Source organism: Nonomuraea sp. B10E15, from assembly GCF_039871615.1.
Lineage (GTDB): Bacteria > Actinomycetota > Actinomycetes > Streptosporangiales > Streptosporangiaceae > Nonomuraea.
Window position 1 is genome coordinate 291,018 of sequence record NZ_JBDPMB010000006.1, and the last position, 19,581, is coordinate 310,598.

Below are 19,581 nucleotides of genomic sequence, written 5' to 3' on the forward strand. Positions count from 1 at the left end.
TCCTTTCCACTGTGTACACATGCCAGAGCCCGACTCGAACCTTGACGGACGCCGATACCTATTCTATTCAGAATCGGGTGAAGCGCAGCGAGCTAGTGAGGTTGTCGAATGAGGAATTACCAGAGTTCTTCGTCAGATCAGCGTCATGAGAATACGGCTTGGCGGTATACTCCAAGCTTCTGCCGTCCGGCAAGTCCCCCAAGTGAACCCAGTACCTGGTCTCGTTCTTCATCGAACTCGCACCGTTGTTAACCGACCGGGAAGTACCGATCCATCGGTTGTTCCGCAGGTCAAGGTCACCCGTCCTGAAACGGGCCCAGCCGCCCTTGTAATTGTCATGCTCATAAAGGTAGAACGACCCCGCAGCCGACGACGACCGGGAATCGGCCTGCACTGCCGCAACCCCAGGCACGCCCACCACAGCGACCACAGCCAGCAAAGAACCGACCACAACCTTCCTCATGAACGCCCTTTCCGTTGTGCGCGTATGCCAGAGCCCGACCGAACCACGGCGGACGCCGAGGCTCATTCTCACCACGTGTTGAACACCAGCGCACTGGCCTTGTTGTCGAACGACGGGTTTCCGCCGGAGTTCTTCGTCAGATCGGTGTCCGAGGAGTACGGCCGGGCGCCGTACCACCCGCCTTTCAGGCCCGGCAAACTATACAAGTAGACGAAGTACCTGGTCTCGTTCTTCATCGAGCTCGCACCGTTGTCGGCCGACCGACCGGTGCCACTCCAGCGGTTGTTTCTCAAGTCACGGTCACCCGTCTTGAAACAGGCCCGGCCGCCCTTGTAGTTATCATGCTCGTAAAGACAGAAGGACCCCGCAGCCGACGACGACCGGGAATCGGCGTGCACCGCCGCCACCCCAGGCGCCCCCACCACGGCAACCACAGCCAGCAAAGAGCCGACCACGACCTTCCTCATGAACACCCTTTCCGTTGTGCGCGCACGCCGAAAGGTCGGCCTGGGCATCACCCAGGCGTTTCGTTCGGGAATCGCGGAAAACTCCGCCGGCCTTGATCCCGCTATGCCGACACGGAGATCGCGCCGTCCAGACAAGTGCCATGACCAGCGCGTGACAAGGACCTTACCGATGACCACGGGCCGCTACGGCAGAATGCGAGGCCAGAAATCCCTCAATTTAGGACAGAGCAGGTGTCCCAGCGGGCCTCTTCCGGCCTGGGGTCTCCGGCGCGCCCGTACGGCGTCAGGCCGCCGATGCGGGCTTCCGATCGGGTGAGCGGCACCAGACTGATCGGGGAGACTCGCGGGAGGAGTCAGGCGGCGCAGCGCGTGTTCCATGGCCCGGTGAACAGGTGGACATGTTCCGGGGAAGGCGGGACGGGCTCCGCGTCCAAAGGCAAGCGCGGCGCGCCGGCCGAGACCGGTGGCGCGCCGCGCGGAGGGGCTACTCGGTGGAGAAGGCGGCGTCGAAGGCCGTGGCCGGCGGGGTGATGGAGTTGAGCGTGCGGATGTAGCTCAGCGCCTCCCGGGCCCCGTCCAGCCGGTCCATGCCGGCGTCCTCCCACTCGATCGAGATCGGGCCGTCGTACCCGATGGAGTTCAGTGCTCGGAAGCAGTCCTCCCACGGCACGTCGCCCCGGCCCGTGGAGACGAAGTCCCAGCCGCGCCGCATGTCGGCCCACGGCAGGTGCGAGGACATGCGGCCCTTGCGCCCGTCGCCGACGCGCATGCGGGTGTCCTTGCAGTCGACGTGGTAGATGCGGTCCTTGAAGTCGAGGATGAACGCCACCGGGTCGAGGTCCTGCCAGACCATGTGCGACGGGTCCCAGTTGAGCCCGAACGCCGGCCGGTGGCCGATGGCCTCCAGCGTGCGCTGGGTGGTGTAGTAGTCGTAGGCGATCTCGCTCGGGTGGATCTCGTGCGCGAAACGCACGCCGGCCTCGTCGAAGACGTCGAGGATCGGGTTCCAGCGGTCGGCGAAGTCCTGGTAGCCGGCCTCCACCATCGAGGCCGGCGTCGGCGGGAACATGGCGACGGTGTGCCAGATCGACGAGCCGGTGAAGCCGACCACCGTGTCGACGCCCAGCAGCGCGGCGGCCCGCGCGGTGTCCTTCATCTCCTCGGCGGCGGCCTGGCGCACCGACTCGGGGTCGCCCTCACCCCAGATGCGGGCGGGCAGGATGGCCTTGTGACGCTCGTCGATGAGGTCGCAGACGGCCTGGCCGACGAGGTGGTTGGAGATGGTCCACACCTTGAGGCCGTGCTTGTCCAGCTGGGCGCGCTTCTGCTCGACGTACGACGGGTCGGCCACGGCCTGGGCGACGTCGAAGTGGTCACCGGAGCAGGCGATCTCTAGGCCGTCGTAGCCCCACTCCGCCGCCAGCCGGCACACCTCCTCGAACGGCAGGTCGGCCCACTGTCCGGTGAACAGCGTGACGGGTCGCATGTGTCAGTCCTCCACGTTCGTGTAGCGGCTGCCCTCAGCCGCGCTCTGCTCGACCGCGGCCAGCACCCGCTGCACCCGCAGCCCGTCGGCGAACGACGGCGTGGGATCGGCTCCGGTGGCGATCGCCTCCAGGAAGTCCTTGACCTCGTGGGTGAAGGTGTGCTCGTAGCCGAGCCCGTGCCCTGGCGGCCACCAGGCGCCCACGTAGGGATGGTCGGGCTCGGTGACGAGGATGCGCTCGAAACCGCCTCCGCCCGCGCTGAACCACAGCTCGTTCATGGCCTCGAAGTCGAACGCGAGGCTGCCGAGCGAGCCGTTGATCTCGATGCGCATGGCGTTCTTGCGTCCGGTGGCGAAGCGGGTCGCCTCGAACGAGGCCACCGCCCCGCCCGAGAGCCGGCCGATGAACAGCGCGGCGTCGTCGACGGTGACCTGGCCCGTGGCGGAGGTGCCGGTCGCGCCGAGCCCGGCCGACTCGGCCGCCAGCGGGCGCTCCTTGATGAACGTCTCCGTCAGCGCGGACACGCCCACCACGTTCTGTCCGGTGATGAACTGGGCGGCGTCGACGATGTGGGAGCCGATGTCGCCGAGCGCGCCGGCCCCAGCCTTGTCCTTCTGCAGCCGCCAGACCAGCGGGAACTCCGGGTCGACGATCCAGTCCTGCAGGTACTGCGCCCGCACGTGCCTGATCTCGCCGAGCCTGCCCTCCTCGACGTACCGGCGGGCGAGCGCGACCGCGGGCACCCGCCGGTAGTTGAAGGCCACCATGCTCTTTCCTGGGCTCTTGCCCGGCGCGGCCGCGGCGGCCCGCACCATGGCCTCGGCCTCGGTGACGGTGTTGGCCAGCGGCTTCTCGCAGAGAACGTGCTTGCCGGCCTCCAGCGCGGCCACGGCGATCTCGGCGTGCGAGTCGCCCGGCGTGCAGATGTCGACGATCTGCACGTCGTCGCGCCTGACCAGCTCTCTCCAGTCCGTCTCGACGGCGTCCCAGCCGAGCTGCGCGGCCGCCGCTTCTGTGCGCTCCTTCGACCTGCCCGCGAGCACCGCCATGCGCGGTGCCAGCGGGAGGTCGAAGAAGGCCCCCACGCTCCGCCAGGCCTGCGAGTGGACGCGGCCCATGAAGGCGTAGCCGACCATGCCCACGCCGATGGTGGTTCTGTCTGACATGCAACCCCCGATCAGGATTCGAAGCCGAGCGACAGGTACTTCTCGACGTTCTCCTTGGTGATGGTCTCGGACGCGAGTGTGATGGACTGCGGAACCTGGTTCTCCACCAGGTCACTCATGCCCTTACCCTGTGCTATCAGACGCGCGAGTTTGATCGCCGAGGAGGCCATCGTCGGGCTGTAGGTGACGGTGGCCTGCAACACCGAGGTGCCCGACTGGATCTCCTTCATCGCGTTCAGCGAGCCGGCCCCGCCGACCATGATGAACTCGTTCCTGTTGGCCTCCTTGATGGCGGCCAGCACGCCGACGCCCTGGTCGTCGTCGTGGTTCCACATCGCGTCGATCTTCTTGTGCGCCTGCAGCAACGACGTGGCCACCTCGTTGCCGGTCTCCACCGTGAACTGCGCGTCCTGCTTGGCGGTGACGCTGAACCCGTACGTCTTGAGCGCGTCGGCGAAGCCCTTGGTGCGGTCCTGGGTCAGCGGCAGCGTGGCGATGCCCTGGATCTCGACGATCACCGGGTTCGACACGCCCTTGTCCTTGAGCTGCTTGCCGATGAAGTGCCCGGCCGCCACGCCCATGCCGTAGTTGTCGCCGCCGACCCACGTCCGGTAGGCCAGCTTGTCGGGGAAGACGCGGTCGAGGTTGACGACGGGGATGCCCGCCTCGGTGGCCTGCAGCGCGACCTGGTTGAGCTGCTGGCCGTCGTTCGGCAGGATCACCAGCACGTTCACCTTGGCCGCGATGAGCGACTCGACCGCGGAAATCTGCTGGTTGATGTCGTTCGTCGGCTCGACCGGCTTGAACTCGACGTCGGAATACTGCTTCGCGGTGGCCTCGGCGTTCTTGGCGATGGCCGCGATCCACCCGTGGTCGGCCGCCGGCGCCGAGAAGCCGATCACCACCTTCTGACCCGGCTCGTCGTTGCCGCTGGCCGCGGGGGCGGGCACGGCGGCCGCGCTGGTCGGCGCCGCCTCGGGCTCGTTGCTGGTGCAGCCCGCCGCTAAAAGTACGGCTCCGCCGACGAGGAATCCCCTGCGCGCGACGTTCTCACTCATCGTGGCTCTCCTTCGTGGATACTTCCGGCTTCAGCTGAGGGAGGAAACGGAGCTCCTGCGGAGCAGGGCGGGGACAGGCGATTGGCCGTCAGGGCGGATCGCCGTCCATCAGCGTCTGTCCAGCACGTTCTGCTAACACGGGAGCTGGCAAAATGTGAGGCATGACGCAGCAGGTTAAGCGGGCGTTCAAGTACCGCTTCTACCCCACCGACGAGCAGGCGGCAGAGCTGTCGCGCACGTTCGGCTGCGTCCGTCTGGTGTACAACAAGGCGCTGCAGGAGCGCACCCGCGCGTGGTACGGCGAGCAGCGCCGCGTCTCCTACGTGCAAGCATCGGCCGCGTTGACGGAATGGAAGAAGACCGGGGAACTGGCGTTCCTGGCCGAGGTGTCCAGCGTTCCGCTTCAGCAGGCTCTGCGCCATCTGCAGACCGCGTTCGGCAACTTCTTCGCCAAGCGGGCCCGCTACCCGCGCTTCAAGTCGAAGAAGAAGTCCCGCGCCTGCGCCGAGTACACCCGTTCCGGCTTCACCTGGCGCGACGGAAGGCTTTTCCTCGCCAAGATGACCGAGCCGCTGGATATCCGCTGGTCGCGTCCGCTGCCCGAAGGTGTCGTGCCGACCACGGTGACCGTGTCCCGCGACAGCGCGGGGCGCTGGTTCGTGTCCATGTTGTGCGAGGACCACATGGTTGCGGCCCCAGCCACCACGAACGTCGTCGGCATCGATGCGGGCATCACCTCGCTGGTGACCCTGTCGACCGGCGAGAAGGTGACCAACCCCCAGCACGAGCGCCGTGACCGCGCCAAGCTGGCCAAGGCGCAGCGGGAGCTGTCGCGTAAGGCCAAAGGCTCCAACAACCGGGACAAGGCCCGGCGGAAGGTGGCCCGCGTGCATGCGCGGATCACCGACCGGCGCCGCGACTTCCTGCACAAGCTGTCGACCCGGCTCGTCCGTGAGAACCAAACGGTCGTTGTCGAGGACCTTACCGTCCGCAACATGGTCAAGAGCCGCACGCTCGCCCGCGCCATCTCGGACGCGTCGTGGCGTGAGCTGCGGATGATGCTGGAGTACAAATGCGCCTGGTACGGGCGCGAACTGGTCACGGTCGACCGCTGGTTCCCCTCCAGCAAGCTGTGCGGGGCGTGCGGCACCATCGCGGCGAAACTGCCGCTGAACGTCCGTGAGTGGACGTGCGACTGCGGCACCGTGCACGACCGCGATGTGAACGCGGCCCGCAACATCCTGGCGGCCGGGCTGGCCGTGTCTGCCTGTGGAGCCGGTGTAAGACCTCAACGGGAGTCCTCCCGGACGGGGCGGTCGGCGACGAAGCAGGAATCCCTACAGCGCGAGCCGTAGGAATCCCCCTTGTTTTACGAGGGGGGAGAAGTCAAGGTGCTCTCTCCTTCAGGTTCCGCCGCTGGAGAAGGACGGCGGCGACGATGATCAGGCCCTTCGCGATCAGCTGGTCGCTGGTGTTGAGCCCGTTGAGAATGAACAGGTTCGTGATGAGCGTGAAGATCAGCAGGCCCAGGATCGAGCCCATGATCGTGCCCCGGCCCCCGGTGAGCAGCGTGCCGCCGATGATGACGGCGGCGATGGCGTCGAGTTCGTACAGGTCTCCGTGGGTGGACGAGCCCGTCGTCGTACGGGCCATGATGAGGATGGCGGCGATGCCGCAGCACATCCCCGACAGGGCGTAGAGCAGCATCGTGTGCCTGCGCACGTCGATCCCGGCGAGCCTGGCCGCCTCGGGGTTGCCTCCGACCGCGTACGTCCGCCGCCCGAACGTCGTGCGGTTGAGCACCACCCAGCCGAGCACCACGACCAGCGCGAAGATGTAGACCAGCAGCGGGATGCCCAGCACGCGGGTGGTCGACAGCTCCACGAGGGCGGCGTTGTCGGCGTCGATGAGCTGGGTCTTGCGGTCGGACATGCGCTGGGCCAGGCCGCGGGCGGCGACGAGCATGGCGAGCGTGGCGATGAACGGCACGAGCCGCCCGTAGGCGATGAGCAGCCCGTTGACCAGTCCCGCCCCGGTGCCGACGAGGATCGCGCAGATCGCCATCACCACCGGCCCGTACGACTGCGTGGCCACCGTCGTCGCCCAGACCGACGCCAGAGCCATGACGGCGCCCACCGACAGGTCGATGCCGCCACCGATGATCACGAACGTGGCCCCGACCGTGATCACGCCGATCGTGGCGGCCAGGGACAGGATGCTGACCAGGTTGGAGGCGGTGGCGAAGTTGTCCGGCCGGGTGACCAGGCCGACGACGACCAGCAGCGCCAGCGCGCCGAGCAGGCCGAGATGCCGCATCTCGCCGAGGCCGCCCAGCGATCCCAGCCCGGGTATGCCTCCGCGCGACGGCCCGCCGCCTCCCGCGGCCGACGGCGCCTGCGCTTTCGTGGGCTCGCTCATCACGCCGCCCTCCCATTCATGATCATGTCGAGTACGCGGTGCTCGTCCAGCCCGGCGGCGTCGCCCTCGTGGATGACGCTCCCCTCGCGCAGCACCAGCACGCGGTCGGCCATGCCGAGCACCTCGGGCACCTCGCTGGAGACCAGCAGCACGCCGATGCCCTGCTCGGCCAGGTCGCGGATCACCGCGTACAGCTCGGCCCTGGCGCCCACGTCCACGCCTCTGGTGGGCTCGTCCAGCAGGAGGAGTTTGCGGCTGCCGAGCAGCCAGCGGGCGAGCACGGCCTTCTGCTGGTTGCCGCCCGACAGGGTCCTGATCGGGCGTTCTGGGTCGGGCGGCCGGATGTCCAGCATCTCCGCCAACCGCTTGGCCTCCTCCCGCTCGCGTTTACGGTCGAGCCAGCCGAACCGGGCGAATCCCGGCAGGCTGCCCAGCGTGATGTTCGCGGTGACGCTCTGGTCGAGGAGCAGCGCCTGGGCCTTGCGCTCCTCGGGCGCCAGGCCCATGCCGCGGCGCACCGTGCCGACGACGCTGCGGCGTACCGGCCGGCCGGCGAGCAGCACGCGGCCGGTGGCCGGGCGCGCGCCGTACACCGCTTCGAGGATCTCCGAGCGCCCGGAGCCGACGAGGCCGGCCAGCCCGACGATCTCGCCCGCGCGCACGGAGAACGAGACGTCGGAGAAGACGCCCGGCGAGCTCAGCCCTTCGACCTCCAGCACCTCCTCGCCCGGCGACCTGCCCGCCTTGGCGGGGAAGACGTATTCGACGTTCCTGCCGGTCATGAGGGAGACGATCTGCGTGGTGGGGGTGTCGCGGGCGGACAGGCCGACGGCGACCGTGCGGCCGTCCTTCAGCACGGTGACCCGGTCGCCGATCTCGCGGATCTCCTCCAGGCGGTGCGAGATGTAGACCACGGCCACGCCCTGGGCGGTGAGCTCGCGGATGATGCGGAAGAGGTTGGCGACCTCGTCGTGGGCGAGCGCCGCCGACGGCTCGTCCATGATGATCAGGCGGGCGTCGTGGGAGAGCACGCGGGCCATCGAGACGACCTGCTTGGCCGCCGGCGACAGCCGGCCGACCTCGGCCGACGGGCGGATCTCGCCGTGACCGAGCCGTTCGAGCACCTCGCGGGCGGCGCGCCGGGCGGCCGGCCTGTTCACGAAGCCGAAGCGGGCGTGCTCGTGGCCGAGGAAGATGTTCTCGGCCACGCTGAGCCCGTCGACCAGGTCGAGCTCCTGGTAGATGGTGGCGAAGCCGAGCCTGATGGCGTCGATCGGGCTGCTCGGGCGCACCTCGGCGCCGTTGAACACGATCGTGCCCTCGTCGGGCTGGTGCACTCCGGCCAGCACCTTGATCAACGTGGACTTGCCGGCGCCGTTCTGGCCGAGCAGGCAGTGCACCTCGCCCGCCCGCACGTCCAGGTCGACGCCGTCCAGCGCGCGCACGCCGGGGAACTGCTTGACGATGCCCTTCATGACCAGCATCGGAGATCCCTTCCAGCGTTCTTGCCGGGCGTTCTGCTCAGGCGTTGACGATGCGGTTGATGTTGTCGGGGGACAGGTAGTGCTCGATGGCGAGCATCCCGGCGCCGAGCACGGCGGCGTTGATGCCCGTACGGCTGGGCGTGATCGACAGGTGGTGGGTGGCCAGCGGGAGGGATCTGCGGTAGACCGCCTCCCTGATCCCGGCGAGCAGGTGCTCGTGCACGCGCGACAGCGCCCCGCCGATGACGATGACCTCGGGGTTGAAGAAGTTGACCAGGCTGGCCAGCACCTCGCCGATGAGCCGGCCCGCCTCCCTGACCAGCCGCAGCGCCTGCGTGTTGCCTGCCTGCACCAGCGCGACGACGTCGGCCCCGGTCTCGGCGGGCAGGCCCAGCTCGGTCAGCCGCCTGGCGATCGCGGCGCCGCCGGCCACGGCCTCCAGGCAGGCGCTGTTGCCGCACCGGCAGCCGGCGTCCTCGTGGCCGCTGACCCTGATGTGGCCGATGTCGCCCGCCGAACCCTGCGCGCCCCTGTGCAGCCTGCCCTGGGCCACGATGCCGCAGCCGATGCCGGTGCCGACCTTGATGAACAGCAGGTGGCCGGCGTCGGCGAAGGAGGTGCGGTGCTCGCCGAGCGCCATCACGTTGACGTCGTTGTCGACCAGCACCTCCACCCCGTCGAAGTAGTCGGGAACGGGGTAGTCGTTCCAGCCGGGCATGATCGGCGGGTTGTTCGGCCGCCCGGTGGCGAACTCGACGGGTCCTGGAACTCCGATGCCGACGGCGCGCAGAGCGGACCTGGGCCGTCCCGCCGTGCCGAGCAGCCGGTCGAGCCGCTGGTCGACGTGGGCGAGCACCTTCTCGGGGCCGTCGCTGATCAGCATCGAGTCCTCGCACTCGGCGAGCACGTTGCCGGAGATGTCCATCAGTGCGACGCGGCAGTGGGTGGCGCCCAGGTCGACGCCGGCGAAGGCGTGGTCCTCGGTGTGCAGGCGCAGTTGCCGCGGCGGCCGCCCTCCGGTGGACTCGCCGCTCTCGGTCTCCTCCACCAGGCCGCGTTCGATCAGCGCGTCGACCCGCTGCGAGATCGTCGATCTGGCCAGGCCGGTGAGCCGCGCGAGATCGGAACGGGTCGTCGCCGATCCGGCGCTGATCAGCGTCAGCACGTCGCCGGCTGAGCCCGGCTGGGGGGTCATGTGGCGACAATAAGATCACTCATACGGCGAATCAAGAGTATGGATCGCCCAAACTCCCCCAACTTCCGCCGAAGATCGAACAAAGCCAAGCCAATTCCCGACATTCCCCCCATTGCTTGACATTTAGCCAGTCGTCTGATGACCCCGGAACGACGGAACCGGCCCGCGCCCCAGGCGAGGACCGGCTCGGGAGGCCGCCGCTTTACAACATGGCCTTCATCGAGTCACCCGCCGTGAGCACGTACGGCTGCTCGGCCATGATCGTCTCCCAGTTGCCGGCGATCGTCTCGGGCGTGAGGTCGTCGGTCTTCCAGCCGGGCCCCTCGGCCACGAACACCCGCGCCACCCGGCCGCCGCCGACGCTGAACACCTCGCCGCTGGCCTCGCACGAGTCGTGCACGAGATAAGCCACCAGCGCGCTCACCCGCTCGGGCGTGAACTTGGCCTCGAACTCGGCAGGCAGCAGCGCCTCGGTCATCCGGGTCCACGCGATGGGGGCGATGGCGTTGGCCTTGATGCCGTTGCGCGCGCCCTCGATGCCCAGGGTCTTGGTCAGGCCGACCAGGCCCATCTTCGCGGTCGAGTAGTTGGCCTGGCCGAAGTTGCCGAACAGGCCGGCCGGGCTGGAGGTGTTGACGATGCGGCCGTAGCCCGCCGCCTTCATCAGCGGGTAGGCGGCCTGGGTGACCAGGTAGGAGCCGCGTACGTGCACGGCGAGCACGCCGTCGAAGTCCTCGACCGTCATCTTGCCGAACGACTTGTCGCGCAGGATGCCCGCGTTGTTGACGACGATGTCGACCTTGCCGAACGCGTCGACGGCGGTGCTCACGATGGCCCTGGCGCCCTCGGGCGTGGCGACGTTGTCGGTGCTGGCGACGGCCTGGCCGCCGTTCTTCGTGATGAGCTCGGCCACCTCGGCGGCCGGCCCCGCTGAGGCGCCGGTGCCGTCGAGCGCGCCCCCGAGGTCGTTGACCACGACCTTGGCCCCGCGCTCGGCCAGCAGCAACGCGTGCGACCTGCCGAGGCCGTGCCCCGCCCCCGTGATGATCGCGACCCTGTCATCGAACCGAAGCATCGAACCTCCCAGGCAGGAGAACAACATTCTAGTACGAGTACGATAACCCGCCCTCAGTTCCAGCGCCCGCCCCACGCCCGGGAGCCTCCGTCCCGGCGACCCCGGTCAGGCCGCGAACCGCTCCAGCGCCCCGGGTCAGGCCGGGAACCACAGGTCCTGCTCGCCCGCCACCCGGCGCACCCGTCCCCTGGCCTCCAGCCAGGCCAGGTGCGCGAGCGTCTCGTTGTTGGCCGCGCGCCGCATGAACGGGGGGATCGTCTCCCACGGCCGCGACCAGGTCAGCCGGGTGGCCAGGTCCCAGCAGGCGGCGCCGTCGAGCGAGCCCACCACGCGCTCGATCTCGGCCAGCCGCTCGTCGTGGTGCGCCATCACGGTGTCGACCCGCTCGGCCAGCTCCAGGAAACGGTATTCGTGCGCGGGCAGCACCTCCTCGACGTCCAGCTTGCGCACGGCGGCCAGCGAGTCGAGGTAGTCGGCCAGCGGGTTGGGGCCCGACTGCGGGTGCACGGCCACGATCGGCGTGATCTTGGCCAGCACGTGGTCGCCGGAGAACAGCACCCTGCGCGCGGGCGAGACGAAGCACAGGTGCCCGGGCGAGTGGCCGGGCGTCCAGACGGCCCGCAGGTCCCAGCCCGGCAGCCCGAGCTCGTCGCCGTCCTCCACCAGCCGGTCGGGCCTGGCCATGGTGACCACGTGCCGGATCATCATCGAGGCCCCGGCCAGCTCGTCAAGCGTCAGCTCGGGCACCCCGCAGCGGCGTAGCAGCTCGCGCTCCCGTTCCACCAGGGAGTCGATGGCCGCGTCGTCGTAACGCTCGCGGACCAGCCGCGCGTCGGCCGGGTGCAGCGCGATCCACGCGCCCGACATCTCGCGGACGCGCCCGGCCAGCCCGTAGTGGTCGGGGTGGATGTGGGTGACGAGCACGCCCTTGACGTCGGTGATCGCGTAGCCGGCCACGGCCAGGCCGGCGACGAGCGCGTCGTACGCCTCGTCGGTGTTCCACCCGGCGTCGATGATCGCCACCCCGTCGGGTAGCTCCAGGACGTAGACCAGCACGTACCGCAGGGGATTGACCGGAATCGGCACCGGCACGGACCACAACCCCGGGCGCACCCGTTCGACCTCGGGGATCGCCCCGCCTGCCCACGCGTCCCGCTGTGCCACATTGGCAGGGGTCACCACGAATTTCGTCATGGACCCGATTGTGCCCGAACGGGGTTCGGCATCCGAATCATGTTCTACTAGGACCATGAAGCCGAGCCGCGAGCTTTCCGACACGGGCCGCTTCGTCCGGCAGCCCAACCGTTTCACGGACCGGCTCGGCCCGCCCGAGCCGGGACGGTACCGGCTCTACGCCTCCTACGCCTGCCCGTGGGCGCAGCGCGTGCTGATCGTACGGTCACTCCTCGGGCTGCAGGACCTGCTGGACGTCACGATCGTCGACCCCGTCCGCGACGAGAAGGGCTGGCGCGTTCCCGGCGGCGACCCGGAATATCTGTCGGAGCTCTACCACGCGACGGACCCCGGCTACACGGGCCGTTACACCGTCCCCTGCGTCTGGGACACGAAGGACCAGCGCATCGTCACCAACGACTTCCCCCAGATCACCCTCGATCTGGAGACGTCATGGGGCACCTCGCCGAACCTCTACCCGGAGCGCCTGCGGCCGGACATCGCCATCATGAACGACCGCCTCTACCACGGCCTCAACAACGCGGTGTACGAGGCCGGCTTCGCCCGCGACCAGCAGGTGTACGAGGAGGCGGTCACCCGCGTCTTCACCACCCTCGACCTCCTGGAGGTACGCCTGGCCGAGTCGGAGTTCCTCTTCGACACGCTCACGGACAGTGACGTGCGCCTCTACACGACCCTCGCCAGGTTCGACACCGTCTACCACGCGCACTTCAAGTGCTCCATCAGGCGGCTGACCGACTACCCGGCGCTGTGGGCGTACGCACGCAGGCTGTACGCTCTCCCGGCCTTCCGCGAAACCACCGACTTCGACCAGATCAAGCGTCATTACTACATCACCCAGACCGACATCAACCCGAGCCGGATCGTGCCGGTTGGGCCCGCGCTGGACTGGAGCCTGTAGGCGCGGGCATCCGGACGAACAACAGCGCCGAGGCCAGCGTCACCACGGCCACCACACCCCAGGCGGCGGCGAGGCCGGCCTGGGCGGCCAGGCCGGCGAGCGTGAGGTTGGCCAGGGTCCCGCCGGCCTGCAGGGCGATCGAGCTCGTCGAGGTGACCGTGGTCCGCTCGGAGGCGGTGACGGCCTTGTGGGTCAGCTCCAGGCAGAGCACGCCCGTCAGCGAGAGGCCGACGAACAGCACGACGTAGGCCAGCCCCGCGCTCAGCATTCCCGGCAGGCCGTCCAGGCCCGCCGTCGCGGCCAGCGCGCCCACGGAGAGCGCGGCCGGCACCGTCCCCGCGACCGCTCCCCTGGCCGAGCCACCGGCCAGCCGGGCCACGCGGGGCGCGAGCGCGTTGCCCACCGTGCCGCCCGCGAAGCCGAGCGCCGCGACCACGGCGTAGGCCAGGCTGCCTTCTTCCGCCGTGCCCGCCAGCTCGGCCAGCCGTCCGGGGGTGAGCAGCTCGATGGTCATCAGCACCACGCCCGTCGCCACCGCGACCATCATGAGCCTGCGCAGCAGCGCGTGGCCCGCCGCCAGCCGGATGCCGCCCGCCACCGTCACGGGCACCTCGCGCAGGACGCTCGACAGCGTGCGGCGCCGGTGGGCCGGCTCGGGCAGCGCGAGCATGACCACGAGCAGCAGCGCCGCCGCCGCGACCGCGCCCAGCAGCGACGGCGCGGCCAGGGGGAGGACCAGCGTGGGCGGCACGACGAGTGGCAGGCCGCCGCCCGCCAGGACGCCGACGCACAGGGCCACGGACTCCATCGCGCCGCCTCTGGCCAGGCCGGGCTTGAGGTCGGCGTCGTGGCCCTCGACGCCGTGCAGCGTGTCGACGTACCAGGAGGTCGCGGGGCCGCTGGACAGGGCTCTGGCCACGCCTTTCAGCACGCCGGCCGCCAGGAACATCCCGAGCGTCGTGGACACGCTCATCAGCCCCAGGCCCGCGACGGTGAACGCGGCCGAGGCCGCCAGCACCACGCGCCGCCCCAGGACGTCGGCCAGCCCGCCGGTGGGCAGTTCCAGGCTCACGGTCACGATGGAGAACACCGTCGTCACCAGCCCGATCTGCGCCAGGCCGAGACCGCGCTCGGTCATCAGCAGCACCTGGGCGGCCATCGCGAGCCCGACCGGCAGCCAGGTCAGGAAGCTGACGAGCATGTAGCGGTGTAACGCCGATCGCGCGGTCATCGGTCGTCCCGCCGCTCCTCACGGTTGCGCGGGATCGCGCCGAACCAGACGGTGACCTGCCTGGCGGCCGGTTCGGCGGCGTAGCGGGTGGAGAGCTCGCCCATCAGCTCCTCGATCCTCTTCTTCAACTCCTGGATCGCCGCGGGCGGCAGCGTGAGGAGGTGGTCGCTCATCCCGGCGGCCTCCACCCAGTCGTCGGGCCAGTCGCCGGGGTCGAACGCCTCCATCAGCCGCCCGACCATCTCGGCCTGCCGCAGGTGCACGACCTTGACCGCCTCGCGGCCCTCCTCGGTGCCGGAGAGCTCGACGGCGTCCCACGAGGTGTAGCGGTGGCGGGCCCGCCATCGGCGCTCGCGCCCGTCGCGCCGGTCGGGGTCCTCCTCGATGAAGCCGTACTTGAACAGCTCGCGCAGGTGGTAGCTGGTCGAGCCGGAGCTCTCGTCGACCTTGCGGCCGAGCTCGCTCGCGGTGGCCGGCCCGTCGCTGCGCAGCAGGCCGAGCAGGCGCACCCGCAGCGGGTGGGCGACGACCTTGAGCACCTGCGCGTCACTGATCTGGTACTGCTCCTCCATACCCCCACCGTAGACCGCAAAGACAATTTTGCAAAGTGTGCTTGGCGATTTCCCCGGCTCATAAACTGTGGGGATGCTTGACGACATCCAGGTGGACGACGCGGTCTTCGCGCTGCGCCCCGACTTCGCGGTCCTCGTCATGACCGCCCGCGACCTGCGCAACGGGCCCACCGACGAGCGCTCACGCGCCTGGCTCGCCGAGGCCTCGGCCGTTTCCGTCCAGACCGACAAGATCGACGCCTGGAAGGACGCCTACCGCGCGTTCGGGGCCAAGCCTCAGCGCACCAGGCCCTCGGTCGACGCGCTCACCCGCCGGATGCCGCTGCCGGAGATCAACCAGGCCGTCGACGCCTACAACTCGATCAGCGTGAAGCACGCGCTGCCCATCGGCGGGGAAGACCTCGACCGCTATTCCGGCCCGGCGCGGCTGGTCAGGGCGGTTGGTGACGAGCCGTCCGAGGAGGCGCTCGGCACGCCCGACCCCGGCGAGGTGATCTGGCGCGACGACCTCGGAGTGACCTGCCGCAGGTGGAACTGGCGCCAGGTGGTGCGCACCCGGCTCACCGAGGAGACCACCAACGCGATCTTCCTGCTCGAGCGCCTGGAGCCGATGTCGCTGGAGGAGCTCAAGCAGGCGGGCGAGGAGCTCGCCGACCTACTGTCCGAGTTGTCCCCTCAGGTGCGAATCGCCAGCAGATTGGTGTCTGGAGGGAAGTAAACCTCCGGACAGGGTGTTGATACCAAATAGTGATAATCGCGCAACCCCCCGGGTTGACTAGGGGGTCGTGACCTCATCGCGCCGTCCTGAGAGGATCGTGCGTGGCGGCACGCCCACCTAGGCGCGCGCTGCCAGTCCGGGCGAGTAGCCTTGGAAAGGTTCTCTAACATCAACGCCGATCTGCGGAAGAGGGCGATTTCCGCCGTGTCGTCTGAGTCGTCGCGGACAAACCCGCTGGCAAGCTTTGGTCAGAACGAGTGGCTTGTCGACGAGCTGTACCAGAAATACCTCCAAGACCCCGAGTCGGTCGACAAGGCTTGGTGGAATTTCTTCGCTGACTACAACCCTGACTACGGACCGGGCCGGTCCCCGGCCAAGGAGGCGGGGAACGGCACTGTGACCGCCCCCGCGCCTCCCAAGGCGGCGCCCAAGGCGCCACCTGCGGCCGAGAAGCCGAAGCAACCGGCCACCCCGGTGCCCAAGGGCGCCGAGGAGGTGAAGTTGCGCGGGGCCGCGGCCCGCACGGCCGCCAACATGGAGCAGTCGCTGTCGGTGCCGACCGCGACCAGCGTGCGCGCCATCCCGGCCAAGCTGCTGGTCGACAACCGCATTGTGATCAACAATCACCTCAAGCGGGGCCGCGGCGGCAAGGTGTCCTTCACCCACCTGATCGGCTTCGCGATCGTCAAGGCGCTGCGCGCCATGCCGGAGATGAACTACTCCTACACGGAGATCGACGGCAAGCCCACGCTCGTCAAGCCCGAGCACGTGGGCTTCGGCCTGGCGATCGACGTGCAGAAGAGCAACGGCGAGCGCCAGCTCCTCGTGCCCTCGATCAAGGGCGCGGAGGAGATGGACTTCCGGCAGTTCTGGATGGCCTACGAAGAGGTCGTCCGCAAGGCGCGGGGCGGCAAGCTCGGCGTCGACGACTTCGCCGGCACCACGATCTCGCTGACCAACCCCGGCACCATCGGCACCGTGCACTCCGTGCCGCGCCTGATGCCCGGCCAGGGCACGATCATCGGCGTCGGCGCGATGGAATACCCCGCCGAATACCAGGGCGCCTCGCCCGACACGCTCTCGCGCCTGGCCGTCTCCAAGGTCATGACGCTGACCAGCACCTACGACCACCGGATCATCCAGGGCGCCCAGTCGGGCGACTTCCTGCGCCAGATCCACCGGCTGCTGCTGGGCGAGGACGGCTTCTACGACGAGGTCTTCGAGTCGCTGCGGATCCCGTACGAACCGGTCCGCTGGGTCCAGGACGTGTCGACGTCGCACGACGACGACGTGTCCAAGTCGGCGCGGGTGCTCGAGCTGATCCACGCCTACCGCGTGCGCGGCCACCTGATGGCCGAGACCGACCCGCTGGAGTACAAGCAGCGCAAGCACCCCGACCTCGACATCCAGTCGCACGGCCTGACGCTGTGGGACCTCGAGCGGGAGTTCGCCACCGGCGGGTTCGGCGGCCGGCCGCTGATGAAGCTGCGCGAGATCCTGGGCGTGCTGCGCGACTCCTACTGCCGCACGGTCGGCATCGAGTACATGCACATCCAGAACCCCGAGGAGCGGGCCTGGATCCAGGAGCGGGTGGAGAAGCCGCACAAGTCGCCCGAGCGTGACGAGCAGCTCAACATCCTGTCGCGGCTCAACACCGCCGAGGCGTTCGAGACGTTCCTGCAGACGAAGTTCGTCGGCCAGAAGCGCTTCTCGCTGGAGGGCGGCGAGTCCCTGATCCCGCTGCTCGACTCGGTGATCAGCGACGCCGCCGACGAAGACCTCGACGAGGTCGTCATCGGCATGGCCCACCGCGGCCGGCTCAACGTGCTGGCCAACATCGTCGGCAAGTCCTACGCGCAGATCTTCGGCGAGTTCGAGGGCAACATCGACCCGCGCACCGCGCACGGCTCCGGCGACGTGAAATACCACCTGGGCGCGACGGGCGAGTTCACCGCGCCGAGCGGCAAGACGATCACCGCGTCTGTGGTCGCCAACCCCTCCCACCTGGAGGCGGTCGACCCGGTCCTGGAGGGCGTCGTCCGCGCCAAGCAGGACCTTCTGGAGCGCGGCGAGGAGGGGTTCACCGTCCTGCCCGTCCTCGTCCACGGCGACGCGGCCTTCGCCGGCCAGGGTGTCGTGGCCGAGACGCTCAACCTGTCGCAACTGCGCGGCTACCGCACCGGCGGCACCGTGCACGTCGTGGTCAACAACCAGGTGGGCTTCACCACCTCGCCCGCCTCGTCCCGCTCGTCGGTCTACGCGACCGACGTGGCGCGGATGATCCAGGCGCCGATCTTCCACGTCAACGGCGACGACCCCGAGGCCGTGGTGCGCGTGGGCGAGCTGGCCTACGAATACCGCCAGGCGTTCCGCAAGGACGTCGTCATCGACCTCATCTGCTACCGCCGCCGCGGCCACAACGAGGGCGACAACCCGGCCTTCACCCAGCCGCTGATGTACGACCTGATCGACGCCAAGCGCTCGACCCGCAAGCTCTACACCGAGGCGCTGATCGGCCGGGGCGACATCACGGTCGAGGAGGCCGAGCAGGCGCTGCGCGACTACCAGGCCAAGCTGGAGCAGGCGTTCACCGAGACCCGCGAGGCGGCCAAGAAGCCGCTGGAGGCGGGCGCCATGCGGGTGCCGCCGGCCGAGGTGGTCAAGTGGTCGCACGACGACACGCCGACGGCGATCAGCGACGAGACGCTCAAGCGCATCGTCGACACCCAGCTGAGCCTGCCCGAGGGCTTCACGCCGCACCCGCGCCTTGCGCCGGTGTTGCAGCGTCGCGGCCAGATGGTCGAGCAGGACGCCATCGACTGGGCGATGGGCGAGACGCTGGCGTACGGCTCGCTGCTGATCGACGGCCACCCGGTGCGCCTGGTCGGCCAGGACTCCCGGCGCGGCACGTTCACCCAGCGCCACGCCGTCCTGGTGGACCGGATGACCGGCGCCGACCACACGCCGCTCAAGACGTTCAACCACGGCACGACGAAGTTCTACGTCTACGACTCGCTGCTCAGCGAGTTCGCGGCGCTGGGCTTCGAATATGGTTACAGCGTCGTGCGGCCCGACGCGCTGGTCGCCTGGGAGGCGCAGTTCGGCGACTTCGTCAACGGCGCCCAGACGATCATCGACGAGTTCATCTCGTCGGGCGAGCAGAAGTGGGGCCAGAAGTCCTCGGTCGTGCTGCTGCTGCCGCACGGCTACGAAGGCCAGGGCCCCGACCACTCCTCGGCCCGCATCGAGCGTTTCCTGCAGGTCTGCGCGCTCGACAACATGACGGTGGCGCAGCCGACCACGCCGGCCAACTACTTCCACCTGCTGCGCTGGCAGGTGGAGTCCAAGCGCCACAAGCCGATGGTGGTCTTCACGCCCAAGTGGCTGCTGCGGCACAAGGCGGCCACGTCCAAGGCGTCCGACTTCACCTCGGGCACCTTCCAGCCGGTGCTCGGCGACACGACGGTCGACCCTGGCAAGGTCACCAAGGTCGTGCTCTGCTCCGGCAAGCTCTACTACGAGCTGGCCGCGCAGCGCGACAAGACGGGCCGTGACGACGTCGCCCTGGTCCGGCTGGAGCGCCTCTACCCGTTCCCGTCCGACGAGCTGGCCGCCGAGCTGGCGCGCTACGGCGAGCAGGTGGAGCTGGTCTGGGCCCAGGACGAGCCGGTCAACATGGGGCCGTGGCCCTACCTGACGCTCAAGCTGGCCGAGGACCCGCAGGTCCTGGGCGGGCGGCGGCTGCGACGGGTGTCGCGCACCCCCAACAGCTCGCCGGCCACGGGCTCGCACAACACGCACGACCATGAGCTCGATGCCATTGTCGAGCAGCTCTTCGGCTGAAGCAGGCCCGCACGGTGAGCCCCCGGCCTGTCCGGGGGCTCACTGGCGTTCTGACAGGTTGAGCCGGGCACGTTGCCCGGTGGAAGGAATGGACGACGATGTACTTCACCGATCGGGGGATCGAGGAACTGGTCGAGCGCCGGGGCGAGGAGGAGGTCAGCCTCCTGTGGCTCGGCGAGCGGCTACGCGAGTTCGTCGACCTCAATCCCGAGTTCGAGACGCCCGTCGAGCGGCTGGCCACGTGGCTGGCGCGGCTGGACGACGAGGACGACGAATGACCCGTTCCTGACGCCCACAAACGCGATACAT

17 protein-coding genes are annotated in these 19,581 nt (G+C 69.1%); 5 read left to right on the forward strand and 12 right to left on the reverse strand.

Features of this window, described 5'->3' with window-relative positions:
• Positions 1–67: 67 nt before the first annotated feature.
• The 5 genes from ABGB14_RS21080 to ABGB14_RS21100 form a co-directional block, all read right to left on the reverse strand.
• Entirely contained in the window at positions 68–463 is a 396-nt protein-coding gene (locus ABGB14_RS21080) for a peptidase inhibitor family I36 protein (RefSeq protein WP_347645506.1), read from the reverse strand.
• A gap of 68 nt (positions 464–531) precedes the next feature.
• Complete coding sequence (locus ABGB14_RS21085; protein ID WP_347645507.1) at positions 532–930, reverse strand: peptidase inhibitor family I36 protein; 399 nt, start codon at positions 928–930, stop codon at positions 532–534.
• A gap of 484 nt (positions 931–1,414) precedes the next feature.
• A complete protein-coding gene (locus tag ABGB14_RS21090; RefSeq protein ID WP_347645508.1) occupies positions 1,415–2,416 on the reverse strand; it encodes a sugar phosphate isomerase/epimerase family protein in 1,002 nt (333 codons plus the stop codon).
• Positions 2,417–2,419: 3 nt separating this feature from the next.
• Entirely contained in the window at positions 2,420–3,583 is a 1,164-nt protein-coding gene (locus ABGB14_RS21095) for a Gfo/Idh/MocA family oxidoreductase (RefSeq protein ID WP_347645509.1), read from the reverse strand.
• Between the two features lie 11 nt (positions 3,584–3,594).
• Positions 3,595–4,641, reverse strand: a complete 1,047-nt coding sequence (locus ABGB14_RS21100) for an ABC transporter substrate-binding protein (RefSeq protein WP_347645510.1) — start codon at positions 4,639–4,641, stop codon at positions 3,595–3,597.
• A 161-nt stretch (positions 4,642–4,802) separates the two neighbouring features.
• Here ABGB14_RS21100 and ABGB14_RS21105 point away from each other — a divergent pair, with 161 nt between their 5' ends.
• A complete protein-coding gene (locus tag ABGB14_RS21105; RefSeq protein WP_347645511.1) occupies positions 4,803–5,996 on the forward strand; it encodes an RNA-guided endonuclease TnpB family protein in 1,194 nt (397 codons plus the stop codon).
• Positions 5,997–6,027: 31 nt separating this feature from the next.
• On the opposite strand, the gene ABGB14_RS21110 is transcribed toward ABGB14_RS21105, so the two are convergent.
• From ABGB14_RS21110 to ABGB14_RS21130, 5 genes are all read right to left on the reverse strand, one after another.
• The gene (locus ABGB14_RS21110) at positions 6,028–7,059 is read right to left on the reverse strand and encodes an ABC transporter permease (protein WP_347645512.1); all 1,032 of its coding nucleotides are present in this window, start codon (positions 7,057–7,059) and stop codon (positions 6,028–6,030) included.
• Positions 7,059–8,543 (reverse strand): sugar ABC transporter ATP-binding protein, encoded by a 1,485-nt coding sequence (locus ABGB14_RS21115; RefSeq protein WP_347645513.1) that lies wholly within the window; start codon positions 8,541–8,543, stop codon positions 7,059–7,061. Before ABGB14_RS21115 ends, ABGB14_RS21110 begins: the two co-directional genes overlap by 1 nt.
• A 37-nt stretch (positions 8,544–8,580) precedes the next feature.
• Positions 8,581–9,738 (reverse strand): ROK family transcriptional regulator, encoded by a 1,158-nt coding sequence (locus tag ABGB14_RS21120; protein ID WP_347645514.1) that lies wholly within the window; start codon positions 9,736–9,738, stop codon positions 8,581–8,583.
• Between the two features lie 202 nt (positions 9,739–9,940).
• Entirely contained in the window at positions 9,941–10,813 is an 873-nt protein-coding gene (locus ABGB14_RS21125; RefSeq protein ID WP_347645515.1) for an SDR family oxidoreductase, read from the reverse strand.
• Positions 10,814–10,948: 135 nt separating this feature from the next.
• Positions 10,949–12,007 carry an MBL fold metallo-hydrolase gene (locus ABGB14_RS21130; RefSeq protein WP_347645516.1) on the reverse strand — a complete coding sequence of 353 codons (1,059 nt, stop codon included), beginning with the start codon at positions 12,005–12,007 and terminating at the stop codon, positions 10,949–10,951.
• Positions 12,008–12,062: 55 nt separating this feature from the next.
• Here ABGB14_RS21130 and ABGB14_RS21135 point away from each other — a divergent pair, with 55 nt between their 5' ends.
• Positions 12,063–12,908 (forward strand): glutathione S-transferase C-terminal domain-containing protein, encoded by an 846-nt coding sequence (locus ABGB14_RS21135; protein WP_347645517.1) that lies wholly within the window; start codon positions 12,063–12,065, stop codon positions 12,906–12,908.
• On the opposite strand, the gene ABGB14_RS21140 is transcribed toward ABGB14_RS21135, so the two are convergent.
• Both ABGB14_RS21140 and ABGB14_RS21145 read right to left on the reverse strand, forming a co-directional pair.
• Entirely contained in the window at positions 12,856–14,139 is a 1,284-nt protein-coding gene (locus tag ABGB14_RS21140) for an MFS transporter (protein WP_347645518.1), read from the reverse strand. The genes ABGB14_RS21135 and ABGB14_RS21140 overlap by 53 nt on opposite strands.
• On the reverse strand, positions 14,136–14,711 hold the full coding sequence (locus tag ABGB14_RS21145) for a helix-turn-helix domain-containing protein (RefSeq protein WP_347645519.1): 576 nt from the start codon (positions 14,709–14,711) through the stop codon (positions 14,136–14,138). The genes ABGB14_RS21140 and ABGB14_RS21145 overlap by 4 nt, the downstream gene beginning before the upstream one ends.
• A gap of 73 nt (positions 14,712–14,784) precedes the next feature.
• Between ABGB14_RS21145 and ABGB14_RS21150 the strand changes: the two genes are divergently transcribed.
• The 3 genes from ABGB14_RS21150 (at position 14,785) to ABGB14_RS21160 (ending at position 19,550) form a co-directional block, all read left to right on the forward strand.
• Positions 14,785–15,429, forward strand: a complete 645-nt coding sequence (locus tag ABGB14_RS21150; RefSeq protein WP_347645520.1) for a phenylalanine--tRNA ligase beta subunit-related protein — start codon at positions 14,785–14,787, stop codon at positions 15,427–15,429.
• 204 nt (positions 15,430–15,633) lie between these two features.
• Positions 15,634–19,272, forward strand: a complete 3,639-nt coding sequence (locus tag ABGB14_RS21155) for a multifunctional oxoglutarate decarboxylase/oxoglutarate dehydrogenase thiamine pyrophosphate-binding subunit/dihydrolipoyllysine-residue succinyltransferase subunit (RefSeq protein WP_347645521.1) — start codon at positions 15,634–15,636, stop codon at positions 19,270–19,272.
• 98 nt (positions 19,273–19,370) lie between these two features.
• Positions 19,371–19,550, forward strand: coding sequence for a DUF6104 family protein (locus ABGB14_RS21160; protein WP_020544136.1), 180 nt, complete (start codon positions 19,371–19,373; stop codon positions 19,548–19,550).
• Positions 19,551–19,581: the final 31 nt, after the last annotated feature.

Bases quoted from the DNA above. Each gene is read 5' to 3' on its own strand.
- ABGB14_RS21120 (WP_347645514.1), bottom strand. From the start codon at position 9,738: ATGACCCCCCAGCCGGGCTCAGCCGGCGACGTGCTGACGCTGATCAGC.
- ABGB14_RS21100 (WP_347645510.1), bottom strand. From the start codon at position 4,641: ATGAGTGAGAACGTCGCGCGCAGGGGATTCCTCGTCGGCGGAGCCGTA.
- ABGB14_RS21150 (WP_347645520.1), top strand. From the start codon at position 14,785: ATGCTTGACGACATCCAGGTGGACGACGCGGTCTTCGCGCTGCGCCCC.
- ABGB14_RS21160 (WP_020544136.1), top strand. From the start codon at position 19,371: ATGTACTTCACCGATCGGGGGATCGAGGAACTGGTCGAGCGCCGGGGC.
- ABGB14_RS21115 (WP_347645513.1), bottom strand. From the start codon at position 8,543: ATGCTGGTCATGAAGGGCATCGTCAAGCAGTTCCCCGGCGTGCGCGCG.
- ABGB14_RS21090 (WP_347645508.1), bottom strand. From the start codon at position 2,416: ATGCGACCCGTCACGCTGTTCACCGGACAGTGGGCCGACCTGCCGTTC.
- ABGB14_RS21125 (WP_347645515.1), bottom strand. From the start codon at position 10,813: ATGCTTCGGTTCGATGACAGGGTCGCGATCATCACGGGGGCGGGGCAC.
- ABGB14_RS21145 (WP_347645519.1), bottom strand. From the start codon at position 14,711: ATGGAGGAGCAGTACCAGATCAGTGACGCGCAGGTGCTCAAGGTCGTC.
- ABGB14_RS21105 (WP_347645511.1), top strand. From the start codon at position 4,803: ATGACGCAGCAGGTTAAGCGGGCGTTCAAGTACCGCTTCTACCCCACC.
- ABGB14_RS21085 (WP_347645507.1), bottom strand. From the start codon at position 930: ATGAGGAAGGTCGTGGTCGGCTCTTTGCTGGCTGTGGTTGCCGTGGTG.
- ABGB14_RS21110 (WP_347645512.1), bottom strand. From the start codon at position 7,059: ATGAGCGAGCCCACGAAAGCGCAGGCGCCGTCGGCCGCGGGAGGCGGC.
- ABGB14_RS21135 (WP_347645517.1), top strand. From the start codon at position 12,063: ATGAAGCCGAGCCGCGAGCTTTCCGACACGGGCCGCTTCGTCCGGCAG.
- ABGB14_RS21130 (WP_347645516.1), bottom strand. From the start codon at position 12,007: ATGACGAAATTCGTGGTGACCCCTGCCAATGTGGCACAGCGGGACGCG.
- ABGB14_RS21140 (WP_347645518.1), bottom strand. From the start codon at position 14,139: ATGACCGCGCGATCGGCGTTACACCGCTACATGCTCGTCAGCTTCCTG.
- ABGB14_RS21080 (WP_347645506.1), bottom strand. From the start codon at position 463: ATGAGGAAGGTTGTGGTCGGTTCTTTGCTGGCTGTGGTCGCTGTGGTG.
- ABGB14_RS21095 (WP_347645509.1), bottom strand. From the start codon at position 3,583: ATGTCAGACAGAACCACCATCGGCGTGGGCATGGTCGGCTACGCCTTC.